Origin of the sequence: Reichenbachiella agarivorans (genome assembly GCF_025502585.1) — a bacterium.
GTDB lineage: Bacteria > Bacteroidota > Bacteroidia > Cytophagales > Cyclobacteriaceae > Reichenbachiella > Reichenbachiella agarivorans.
Window position 1 is genome coordinate 4379356 of sequence record NZ_CP106679.1, and the last position, 12078, is coordinate 4391433.

The following is a 12078-nucleotide window of genomic DNA, read 5'->3' on the forward strand; positions in this document are numbered from 1 at the left end:
ACACTAAATTTTCTAAACCATAAACAACCATGAAAACGCCAAGCAAAAGCATGATCAAAAGACTAATTACCGTGCTGCTCAGCGTCCTATTTACTGCAACATGTCCATTTTCATTGATGACTTTTGCCCAGTCTGACTCCAAGCTGCCCGTTTTGAAATTGGGTAATCAGTCTCAGCTCAAGTTCTCCGCTTCTGCCCAGTTTTGGTTGAGAGCTACAGAACTCAATCCTGGCACGACCATTCAAGGTGAAGCGCAGGACTATGTGAGTGATGTATCCATCCGTCGATTGCGTTTGGCTATCTCCGGTAATGTCACAGGTCGTTGGTATGTCAAGTTCCAGCTGGGAGCCAACAACCTCAACTATATCAATAATAATAGCACGCTGAAGATCCTAGATTTGGAGACTTCATATCGTTTTGCAGATGCATTCGAACTGGGTGGGGGCAAAAACGGCTATGTCGGATTGTCTCGCTATGCAGCCCCCGCCACTTGTACAGGTTTGAGTTTAGACTATCCTACCTTCATCATGCCTACCGTCAACATCAGCGATGACTTGCTGCGCAAGTTTAGCCTCTATGCCAAGGGATATTTGGGTCAATTCGCCTACCGTGCAGTGGTAGCCCGTCCCATGGTAGTCAGCCAAACCGAACTCAGTGAACAGACCAACTTCTACAGCAACTTTCCTCAACTACAGTACTCTGCCTATCTGAGTTATCAATTCTTCGAGCGGGAAAGCCAAAAGAGTGCCTACCAAGTCGCGACCTACCTCGGGAGTAAAAAAGTAATGAACCTTAATGCAGGTTTTCTCTATCAGTCAGATGCACTCTCAGGCCTAGGTGCCCTACAGGATACAGTCTCTTATGACATGCTGCTCTTGGCGATGGACTTCTTCCTAGACATATCGCTCGATGCGCACAACTACAGATCTATCACTGCCTATCTGGGCTACTTCGACTATGACTTTGGTCAAGACTATATCCGCCACTACGGCACCAACAATCCCGCCAATGGTGTGACCCAAGGCAGTCTAAGTGGAGCTGGCAACTCCTTCCCGACCACAGGTACAGGGCAAATCCTCTATGCACAATTTGGCTACAAAACCCATATCAGTCACAACGAAAAGATACCTGCTCTACAACCCTTCTTCTCTGCACAGTACGCTCGCTATGACGCCCTGAGTGACCCCATGATCATGTGCGACTATGGCATCAACATCCTGCTTAATGGACAAAACTCCAAACTCACCCTAGGCGTTCAAAACCGTCCCATCTACAGCAATCAAAACAACGATTACAGCCAAGTCACCGACCGCATGAACATGTGGGTGTTCCAGTATCAGATTAAGTTATAACGCTTCAAGTCACTATCAATCCAACTCATCGTACCAGTTAAAAATACAGCTTTACAATTCGATCTTTGTCGGTTCTGACAAACACCACTATTCTAGGTTACAAAAATCGAACAGTGCGGTGATCTTACTCAGGATTTTCTACCCAAGAGGCTAGTAATCAACCTTTTTTAAATATTCACGATAGGCTATCCTACTCATATTTCAACATATCTGCGAGATTGGAAGTGGCAGCTATCTGGGCAAAATAGCCTGTCGATAGTACCGTGATCATTAGCACAATGATCACCATTCCTCAAACTAAATCCCAGGGTGATACTTAAAACTAGAAAAGCAAGCTTTTACCGATGACTCGGTACCTGAGTTAATTCCATGGCCACCCACCCCATGCTTCACAGTAGTTACCCTTGTCATTAGGCCCTAGGAAGTTCCTAGCTTCACCTATGTAAAGCGCGTTCATAGTGTTGACTGGTTGATAGACATAGTCGGTAGCTCCAGTTTCGGTGTCTGTCAATACTTGTAAGACACCAAAGTGACCGAGGTTTAGCGTATGGCCAAACTCATGCAAAATCACTGATTCCAAATCGATTACACCCAATCCTGCCCCCTCTGCCCAGGTAAAGCCATCGTTGAACCAGACCTCAGTATATGCCTTATCTTCCTTGCCTCGTGTGGACTTGATGGGATCACCATTGTCATCCACAAATACGAAGGAAAATGCCACTCCCAAAATATTCTCAGCCCCAAGAACAGCTTCAAAAATAGAAGCAGGCAAGAAACCGACCACAGAAATATCCGCAATAGGATTACCAGTACTTGGCAAGCCAAAGTCCAAAATCAAACTAGGATTACCCATGGCAAAATCATAAGGCATCTCATCTATTTTGACAGTATTGCAATAGCCATCATTTTGCCACTTGGAATACATGCTTCGATAGATGGGCTCTGCATCATAAAGTTCATTTGCTACAGCAAAGGGATAGAACGAAACCCAGTCGATATCATCCAGATCTCCGTCCCCATTCCAGTCACGATTGACATCACCTGGTACCCATCTAGAAGTCAGCGTACTCTGAAACTGTTGATCAACCGTCTCTACTGTGGTGACTGCATCTATAGTCTTAAATGTATGTACATCTTTGACTTGGATGTTGCTACCTGCAAAAAGCGTATTATTCAGTGTCGTCTTGATATCTACAGTGCCCGCTCTACGTGCAGCTGTTTGGTAATTGGTAAGGACTTCTGGAATGGTGATACTAATTTTAGGTTCGGGTTTCTGTGCTTGATTGCCATCATTGAAATCTTGACAAGACACAATCATCAGGGTTGCACATAGTGCAAAAAGTAGCTTTTTCATAAGTAGATTATTTAGATTGGTTAAAGAGCTTTCATTCGAAGACTCATTCATACTTATGAAAATACAAGTTTAACTTCAGAGATACAAATCAAAAAAACCGTGTTTTTAACAGATAACTATCTGATATACTAACATTTAAAGCTACATCCTAAAAAACATTCAATCTCTTTCCAAGAGTATTGAAATAATATCCTGTACGGAATAATTTGGATTCAAATCCATTTCTTCATTCTTCACGTTTGTTATCTTACTTATACAAATCGACAATTAAAATATTTAATACCTCCTGTTATGACTGCAGACATCTTAGAATCTCCCCATTTCGAAAAGAACCCTTCCCTTTATGCATTCTTGCCTATGCTTTACATGGTTTGGGCAGATGCTGTCCTCACACCTAGTGAAGTGATCAAAATAAGGGAGCTGATGGAAAATCAGGTTTGGCTAAGTGGTGAAGAACGTGAATTTTTGCTTTCTTATTTGGATCCCAAAAATCCACCCAGCCCCATACAGCTCAAGTCTTGGCTGGTCGAAATCCGAAAAATTGCAGATCAACTCAGTCCAGAGATGCGCACATCTCTGGTAGACATAGGTCTCAAACTCGCAGCACTCAATGCTAGAAATCAAGATACTGACTCACTTGACAAAGCACGAGAACCACTGACCAATATCGAAGAAGCACTAGGAGTGATCACCAGTGAGGCAGCCTATCATCTACGCTCTGCCAATCGTGATACTGTCACTGGTAGCCAGAGTACCGAGCAGATATTTGACATCCAACAGATGACCGACCTGCTAGACGGTCCTGACAAGGAAATCATCCATAAGGTAAAAACTGTGATCTCTGATAGAGAATTTGCCTATATAGACTCTGACAACCTCTCCGATTACCGTGAAAAAGTCTTGCAATGGTGCAAATACTTGGCGGATCAAGGCTTTGGCGCGATGGCATTCTCCCCAGAACATGGAGGAGGCGGTGATATGCGATCCTACTTTAGCATCATGGAGACTTTGTCCTATCATGATTTGAGTTTGGTCATCAAATTCGGTGTGCAGTTTGGACTCTTCGGGATGAGTATTCACTTTTTAGGAACAAAAAAGCACCATGAAAAATACTTACCGTTCGTAGGTAGCCTAGAGTTGCCAGGATGCTTTGCCATGACAGAGACACGTCATGGATCCAATGTAAAAGGTATTGAAACTACCGCTACCTACAACCATACCAACAAGACTTTTACGATCCATACACCACACCCTGATGCCTGCAAGGAATACATCGGCAATGCAGCAGTACATGGCGAGATGGCGACTGTCTTTGCCAAGCTTATCATAGAAGGCGTAGATTATGGTGTCAATGCATTCCTAGTTCCTCTCCGTGACAAAAACAAAAACACCCTTGATGGCATCAAAATAGCCGACTGTGGACGAAAAATGGGTCTCAACGGTGTAGACAATGGTAAAATTTGGTTCGACCATGTAGTGATCCCTTACGACAATATGCTCGATCGATTTGCTTCGGTCAGCACAGAAGGACAATTCGAAAGCCCCATCACCAGTGACAACCGCCGCTTCTTTACCATGCTTGGGACTTTGGTGGGTGGACGCATTGGCATCCCTCGTTCGGGACTCAGCGCCAGCAAGTCTGGGCTTGCCATCGCTATCAAATATGGAGACAAACGCAGGCAGTTTGGCCCTGAAAACGAAAGCGAGGTACCCATCCTCAACTACAGAACCCATCAGCGTCGTTTGATGCCACTTTTGGCCAATAGTTATGCATTGCATTTTTCGCTCCAGTACTTGACCGAACGATTTTTAAATAGGACAGAAGATGACATGCAGGAGATCGAAGCACTAGCTGCCGGACTCAAATCCTTCACGACATGGCACACGACCCAGACATTACAAGAGTGTAGAGAAGCCTGCGGTGGCAAGGGCTACCTTTCTGAAAACCGCATCGACCGTCTCAAAAATGACACAGACGTGTACACGACTTTTGAGGGAGACAATACCGTGTTGATGCAACTAGTTGCCAAAAGCAGGCTATCTGAGTTCAAAAAAGAATTTTCGGACATCAACCTTTTTGGAATCTTGGGGTACATCGCAGACCAAGCAAAAACATCTGTCACAGAACTCAACCCTATCACTGTCCGCAATACCAGCAAAGAACACTTGCTAGATTTTGATTTCCATTTGAGTGCTTTTCGCTACCGCGAAAAAGAAATCCTGGCCTCTGCGGCACGCAGAATCAAAAAGCATATCGACCAAGGAATGGATTCGTTTGACGCCTTTAACCAAACACAAAACCATTTACTCAATGTAGGCTTTGCTTATGTTGAAAGAATCATACTGGAACAGTTTGTGGCACAAATCGAGCGAACAGAAGATCCTGGATGCAAAGCCATACTCACCCAGCTTTGTCAGCTTTTTGCACTGAACCAAATAGAAAAAAACAAAGGATGGTACCTAGAGCACGATTACATGGTAGGAGTAAAAACCAAAGCCATTCGTCGTGAAATCAACCAACTGTGTATGCAGGTCAGAGAAAATGCGGTTCCACTTGTCGATGCATTCAAAATACCAGACAGTTGCTTAGCTGCACCGATTGCTATGGACTAAATTCAAGCCTAGGCTTTAGACTAAGAACTCTAATTCTTTTTGAGATCAAGGAATTTAGAACAGCTGCTGATATACTATGGGCAGACTGTTCAATTCTTTGATCTTAACATCCTTGTAATATACCTCTGAAGCCTCACTTTGAAGTTGTATTTTCCCCCTAACCAAAGCTATGACCTGACCCTTATCTATATAACGAGAATCTTTTAGCACCATTGTTATCTCACCATTGACGATATGAATACTCTTTCCCTTGTAACAAATCAAATCTAAGGTATTCCATTGCCCAACAGGTTTTTCATAATTGGCACTACGCATACAATACCCCCCTATCTCCTGATTCTGCCCCATAGACAAGAAAGGTTGATTCACATCAGCTACTGGATTCATCACATGCTCTGGCTGATATGCACGGATATCAATCGCAGAGGTGGCTTGGCTCCAGTAGTCACCCATATGACCTTCCATAATCTGGAATTCCTGAGACAGCATCCACGATCGCCAATACTCTGCGCCCATCGAACCCACTGAGTGATAGAGAATACCCGCATCTTTGAGCAATAGCTCTCGAGGAGGCCATTTCTTGTTTCCCCATTTGACCTGTAGTCTCAGATGGTAATTCTCATATTCCCTTTTTGATATCAAACAACCATAGTATTCACCGCTGACTCTGATGACAGGTTCTCCGTCTTCTTCTATGATCGTAAAGACTCCTAAAGTATCATGATTCAACCCTATTGGTAAAATTTCGTTCCCTAAAGAATCTACTGGAACAGATCCATTATAGCCCAACCGATGTTTGTAGCTTAGGTAATTATCCCACTTTGACATATTGCGGTCGATCAATAATGTCCACTCCTCTTGTTGACAAGAAAAACAACAGTATATGAGAAAAACGAATTGGATTTTAGCCTTCATGGCACTCAATTTAACACAAATCACCACGAAACAAACAGTTGACTTGATTCAAATCAAAAAGGAGCCACTAAAAAACTAGCGACTCCCAAGTCATAGAAAGAATGTTTAATATTATCGCGTGGCTAACTTAAAGGTAATGGGTATCACCATCCTAACACTTACTGGTTTACCTCTTTGTTTACCAGGATTCCATTTTGGTGCCTGAGCAATGATTCGAGCAGCTTCTTCATCACATCCTCCGCCAATTCCTTTGACCACTTTCACATCAGCTATCTCACCCTGACTATTGACTACAAATTGAACAAACACCCTGCCCTCAATATCTTTTTTACTTGCTTCGTATGGATATTTTATGTTCTGACCTACATATTGATAAAAAGCGGTCATACCTCCCACAGGTTCTGGAATATCTTCTACTATCAAGAAAATCTCTTCTGCTACCTCTTCTTCTGGAGGAGCTTCAATAAACTCAATATCTTCAACTGCCATGTTTTCCGTCACTTCCACATCCATATTCACCAAAACCTCCTCTAAGATCACCTCATCTGGAACTTCTACAACGACAGGTTGTTGCACTACCTTCTCTGGTGGCGGAGGTGTGGCTTGCAAGGTTTGTGGAATATCCTGAAGCTCATCAAAATCAACTTTATCCATTGTCAACTCCATCAAATTTCCTTCATCCCTAAATTTCCATTCGAAAGCTGTAATCACCATTGCCAAAGCTAGAGCTAGACCTATAAAAAAGAACATTCGACTTTGATTCTTCAGTTTAGCAGCACGTTTTTCTTTCCATTCGATCAAATCATCATAATCACGTTGATGGAGTACCAATTCTTGATTTGGCTGCTCCTCTGGTCTGAGATTCTTTTTAATTATATCAGCATTGGTGGCTATTAGTTCATTCTTCCATTGCTGTGTATGTTTTTTGGTTTTTATGACAGCTTCCATGACTTTTTAGATTTAGATGTTGTTATTCTTTCTGATGTGACTAAGTAAGCATCATTCTGAATAAAAAAGAATGATGCTTCTCTCTAGGAAATATGATCTATATCATCGTCAACTCTCTGTATATTTTAAGCATACCAAACAAAAAAGCCGATCCCAATGGATCGGCTTTTTATATAATGAAATATCGTGTTTCTTAGGACACAGAGATCAATTCGATATCGAATATCAATGCAGCAAATGGGGGTATATCACGTCCTGCCCCTCTCTCTCCATAGGCTAAGTTTTGTGGGATGTACAATCTCCACTTGTCTCCTGGTACCATCAGTTGCAATGCTTCTGTCCAACCTGCAATCACTCCTCCTACTGGAAAGGTAGCTGGTTGACCTCTCTGTACCGAGCTATCAAACACCTGCCCATTGATCAACTGACCAGTGTAATGAGTGGTTACTTGGCTAGACAAGCCAGGCTTACTTGCACTTGTATCTCCAGACTCTATAACCTCATATTGCAAGCCACTGGCCAAGGTTGTTACACCTGTCTTCGTTGCATTTTCTTTCAAGAATTTCTCTCCTTCTTCCTTCACTCCTTTATGCGCACCTTCTTTGAGTTCGCCTATTTTCTTTTGCAACACTTGATTGATCTCCTCATGGGACAAGGCACTCTGACCCCCAAAAGCGTCAGAAAAACCGCCCATAAAAGCATCTATATCCAATATTTTATCAAAACCTTCGTTCAAAAAATTTTGTCCTACACTCTGTCCAAGTCCGTAGCTGAACTTTTGGTCTTCCGAATTTAACTCCATTACTCTCTATTTTTATTTAGCCTGCAAAGGTAAAAAATATTGGGGAGACCACTGACACAAAACCAATCCTAGAAAGTCAAAACTGTCTTTTCCAGAATGGACTGGTCATGCGATTTCAAATAACCTGATATGATTCCATCAGAGCTAATCTCCAATACTCCATAGTTCATGTCATAAACAATATTTCCTATCCGATGCTTGTTAGGCTCTTTGCGATGCTCGCTCCAGCCATGTGTAAGCGAACTTGATGTCAAATCATACACCAATTGACCTTGATAATCCAGTCGAGAAATTTCTCCAATGTGTCTATCACCTGAGAGTACAATTGGCCTATTGATTTGATATTGATGAATTAATTGAAGCAACTTCTCTCTGTCTTTGGGGAAGTTCGCCCATTTCTCATAAATATGTTCTTCAGGCAAAAATTGAATTCCAGATGCAAACAAATGTACATCCGCGGTAGATTGAGCGAGCACACTTTCTAGCCAAACCCACTGTGCATCTCCTAAAATAGTACCTACAGAATCTGCCACTATACTATCATTTAGCATTTTCAAATCATCCCTAAAATATCGAGTATCAAGTAACAATATCTTAATTTGAAAGGCAGAATCACCTAAATCATAACTGGTGTAAACACCTGCCCGCCGCCTCCGTTCGTCATCCATTGGCACATCCAGAAAGTCTAATAGCTCTTGCTGACTTGCTTCCTTGGCAGGATAGTTTTTACCTGCATTGTTTTCTCCAAAATCATGATCATCCCAAGTCCCTATGATCTTAGTTTGCTTCATCAAAACTTGGTATTCAGGATTTAATTTTTGTCTCAGATATTTAGCTCGAAGTGTATCCATGTTTTCTGAGTCTCCATAGATATTATCTCCCAACCAAATCCATATATCTGCCGATTCACTAACAACTTCATCCCACAGTGGTTGAGGCTGATCTTGGTGACTACATGATCCAAAGGCGATTTTATAGCTCTTTAGTTTTTGAGATTCGTTATCTATATGCTTATCTACATGCTTGTACTTGCAAGCGGATAATAAAAGTAGAAAAACGAATAATGTATTTCTCTTCATATTCAGTTATTCAATATGAATTGAATCTAGCTCAACAGTAAAAAATAAATGTTACCCCTATGTGAAAATTCTGTTGTTTATAGGAATTGGAGAAGTTCTTTCATTTAAATGTAAACAATTGAGCTACTGGCAAAGCAAATCATCTTAATCCGAATACCTTTTCACAAACATAAAAGGCTGTCTAAAAATAGACAGCCTTTTATCTCAGAGGTAGATCAGGTTATGAAAGTTTATATTTTAGACAGCCATTGCCTGTGATAGTAATGGTCGCTGGCCCCCAAGTATAGCCATCACAACTAGCTGAGTATGTATATGACCCTGGTGTCAAACTCCACGTAACTGCACCATCCACTGCACATTCATTAATATCAGAGTAGAAATATTGCGTCAATGTTTTTGATCCCTGTCCTGAAATTTGTACTGTGATGTTGCCACAGCCGTGATCCTTGGTTGTATAAAAAGATACCTCTCCATATTGTGTAGTAGAACCGCTCCCTGTACCAGTACCAGTGCCTGAACCCGTTCCTGTACCAGTAGTGCCAGTGCCACTTCCAGATCCTGAACCAGAACCAGAATCCGAGCAACTCACACCATATCCTGGAACTACAATATCAAAACAGCCATTGTTTGACAAATCTGATTCCAAAACAAACTCAGTTCCATCAATTGATACTGTAGCCGTATTGGGTGAAATGTCTCCCAAATTATGCGCTTTGAGTCTCACATAGTTGAAGCCATTGTATTCCAAAGTTCTTGTGAACGTATATTTATTTGAAGGACCATCCAAGGTCAGATTAGACACTACTTCTTTGCCGTTGACATAGAAAGAGACTATATCACCATCAATCTGTCCATGATCCCAAAGCGAAATCGTTACTTCTCTCTGATCGATTTCCACACAGCCTTGCCATACATTGGTTCGCGAATCACTAGACGAAGGAATAATAGAATAACTATTAACCTCTACTTCCGGCTCATCATCTTCTTCGTCACCAAAAAGACCATCACATGAGTATATCAATGGGGCTACTAACAAAAAAATCAGTAATTGCTTGAGTATGTTTTTTATCATCTTGTTGTACTTTAAATCATTAATTAGAAAAAGAATCTATCGGTTATCATTAAACAAAAATAGATGCTAAAATTCATGACACAATACCCATTTATGAGTATTGTGTACAGATAAACTTCACATTATCACCTAAATACAATTCAATATTTTTATTATCCAATCCTCAATCCAGCAACCATAGATTTGTCTTCTTCCAATTCAAAAACTAAATTCACATACGTTGAATTTTAACTCTACCAGCATGAATCGAAGCAACCAGCAAAACCCAATCAATATTCTAAAAACCATTCACTGGGGGCTTACAATAGGCACAGTCCTATTTGGTGTGATTTTCTGCTACCTCATGATGACTATGACCGAACCTACCCTAGTAGATTTCGACAATATATTGACCTTCCTTCCCCTACTAGTTGCTGCGATGATGATACCAGCTTCGAGCATTGCCTTTCACAGTTCTTTAAAAAAACTACTGAAAAAAAATCCTGATCTAAAACAAAAAATCAGTGCTTTTCAAAACGCCCATATCATCCAGATGGCCATGCTCGAAGCTGTAGGGCTACTCTCAGTCGTGATTTGTTTTCTTACCAACAGCTATGTCAATTTCCTAATGTTTGGTATTATACTTCTCTTGATGATACTTTCTACCCCATCAACCTTCAAACTCTCCGAACAACTTCATCTTTCTAAAAGTGAGATTGATCAATTAGACATGAAATAAACCACGGCTCGTTAAGATTTGTTTTCGGCTTTTCCCGCTCCAATCGGTACAGTCAGGTAGAGGTACCACGCACTGTTGTATTGTCCCGAACCACCGTTGTTCTTTAGCGCATCCACTACGCCTTGGTAATAATTGATACCAAAATTCATACTTTTACTTTCTCTCAAAGAATACCCAACACCTCCTACAAAGCCAGCATCTAGCCTCTTGTAATCATCACGAATATCTCGGTTGTATATCCCCATATTTTTACCATTTTCAACCTCAAAAATATCAGTAGCTTCTCTCAACAAACTCACCTGAGGCCCTAGATCAAAATAAATTCTATTTTTTAGATTGTACCTAAGACAGACTGGGACTTGAATATAGGCGAGCTCCCTTCTCAGGTTGCCAGACCCAAATACTGCATCTATGCTAGGATCACCAGTAGCGTAAGTTGGCATATCACGCACGCCCATTTTGGATACGACCAAACAACTAGGAGCCAAAGACCAGGCATTTTTTAGTTTGATATCAAAATAAAAACCCAACATAAAAGCAGCCATATCCCTCTCATGCTCTACCTGCGTCAGGCTAGAAAAACTAGCCCCTCCGATCATCCCAAATTCAATCTGATCTGAGTTCAATTTATCACCTAGCAACAAAGAAATCAGGACTTGTCCCTGAGATTGATACTGAAGGCAAATCAAAAAAAGTAATGAGCAGGTTATTCGTTTCATGGTCTTAGTATATACAAGTGATACTAGTAAGTTAACAGATCATTGGGTGAAATCACAGTACGCGACATCTACTTTCATATTGCATTTTTCACAATACATCGAAAATAACCTAACTTCGCGGAATCAATTATCATTAGTCATACAACAACATGGTCATTTTCAAGAAGTTTGCCTTTGATTCCGCCCATTTCCTACCCAACGTACCCGAGGGTCACAAGTGCAAGAATGTACATGGACATACCTATCATCTGACGGTATTTTTGGAAGGTGATTTGGTCAAAGACCTAGAGTGGGTCATGGACTTCAAAGAAGTAAAAGATGTGATCAAACCTGTCATCGATAGACTCGACCACAACATGATCAATGACATCCCTGGTTTAGAAAACCCTACTGCTGAAAGAATCACTGTATGGATTTGGGATCAAATCAAACCGAGCTTGCCACTTTTGAGTAAATTAGAGTTGAACGAAACCCCGACGAGTGGGGTCATCTACGAAGGAAAATAA

11 protein-coding genes are annotated in these 12078 nt (G+C 41.3%); 4 read left to right on the forward strand and 7 right to left on the reverse strand.

Going from position 1 to position 12078, the window contains the following annotated elements; all coding sequences use genetic code 11:
* Window positions 1-29: 29 nt before the first annotated feature.
* Window positions 30-1352 carry a hypothetical protein gene (locus N6H18_RS18175; RefSeq protein ID WP_262309705.1) on the forward strand — a complete coding sequence of 441 codons (1323 nt, stop codon included), beginning with the start codon at window positions 30-32 and terminating at the stop codon, window positions 1350-1352.
* 361 nt (window positions 1353-1713) lie between these two features.
* On the opposite strand, the gene N6H18_RS18180 is transcribed toward N6H18_RS18175, so the two are convergent.
* Window positions 1714-2706 (reverse strand): zinc metalloprotease, encoded by a 993-nt coding sequence (locus tag N6H18_RS18180; RefSeq protein ID WP_262309706.1) that lies wholly within the window; start codon window positions 2704-2706, stop codon window positions 1714-1716.
* A 291-nt stretch (window positions 2707-2997) separates the two neighbouring features.
* Between N6H18_RS18180 and N6H18_RS18185 the strand changes: the two genes are divergently transcribed.
* Window positions 2998-5319, forward strand: a complete 2322-nt coding sequence (locus N6H18_RS18185) for an acyl-CoA dehydrogenase family protein (RefSeq protein ID WP_262309707.1) — start codon at window positions 2998-3000, stop codon at window positions 5317-5319.
* 54 nt (window positions 5320-5373) lie between these two features.
* On the opposite strand, the gene N6H18_RS18190 is transcribed toward N6H18_RS18185, so the two are convergent.
* The 5 genes from N6H18_RS18190 to N6H18_RS18210 form a co-directional block, all read right to left on the reverse strand.
* Window positions 5374-6234 (reverse strand): 3-keto-disaccharide hydrolase, encoded by an 861-nt coding sequence (locus N6H18_RS18190; protein WP_262309708.1) that lies wholly within the window; start codon window positions 6232-6234, stop codon window positions 5374-5376.
* A 111-nt stretch (window positions 6235-6345) separates the two neighbouring features.
* A complete protein-coding gene (locus N6H18_RS18195) occupies window positions 6346-7182 on the reverse strand; it encodes an energy transducer TonB (protein ID WP_316044823.1) in 837 nt (278 codons plus the stop codon).
* A 193-nt stretch (window positions 7183-7375) separates the two neighbouring features.
* Window positions 7376-7984, reverse strand: coding sequence for an FKBP-type peptidyl-prolyl cis-trans isomerase (locus tag N6H18_RS18200; protein ID WP_262309709.1), 609 nt, complete (start codon window positions 7982-7984; stop codon window positions 7376-7378).
* A 68-nt stretch (window positions 7985-8052) separates the two neighbouring features.
* On the reverse strand, window positions 8053-9063 hold the full coding sequence (locus N6H18_RS18205; RefSeq protein WP_262309710.1) for an alkaline phosphatase D family protein: 1011 nt from the start codon (window positions 9061-9063) through the stop codon (window positions 8053-8055).
* A gap of 220 nt (window positions 9064-9283) precedes the next feature.
* The gene (locus N6H18_RS18210) at window positions 9284-10135 is read right to left on the reverse strand and encodes a hypothetical protein (RefSeq protein ID WP_262309711.1); all 852 of its coding nucleotides are present in this window, start codon (window positions 10133-10135) and stop codon (window positions 9284-9286) included.
* A 241-nt stretch (window positions 10136-10376) separates the two neighbouring features.
* On the opposite strand from N6H18_RS18210, the gene N6H18_RS18215 reads away from it, so the two are divergent.
* Complete coding sequence (locus N6H18_RS18215) at window positions 10377-10853, forward strand: hypothetical protein (protein ID WP_262309712.1); 477 nt, start codon at window positions 10377-10379, stop codon at window positions 10851-10853.
* A gap of 11 nt (window positions 10854-10864) precedes the next feature.
* On the opposite strand, the gene N6H18_RS18220 is transcribed toward N6H18_RS18215, so the two are convergent.
* Entirely contained in the window at window positions 10865-11572 is a 708-nt protein-coding gene (locus tag N6H18_RS18220; RefSeq protein ID WP_262309713.1) for a porin family protein, read from the reverse strand.
* A 149-nt stretch (window positions 11573-11721) separates the two neighbouring features.
* Here N6H18_RS18220 and queD point away from each other — a divergent pair, with 149 nt between their 5' ends.
* On the forward strand, window positions 11722-12078 hold the full coding sequence (gene queD / locus N6H18_RS18225) for a 6-carboxytetrahydropterin synthase QueD (RefSeq protein WP_262309714.1): 357 nt from the start codon (window positions 11722-11724) through the stop codon (window positions 12076-12078).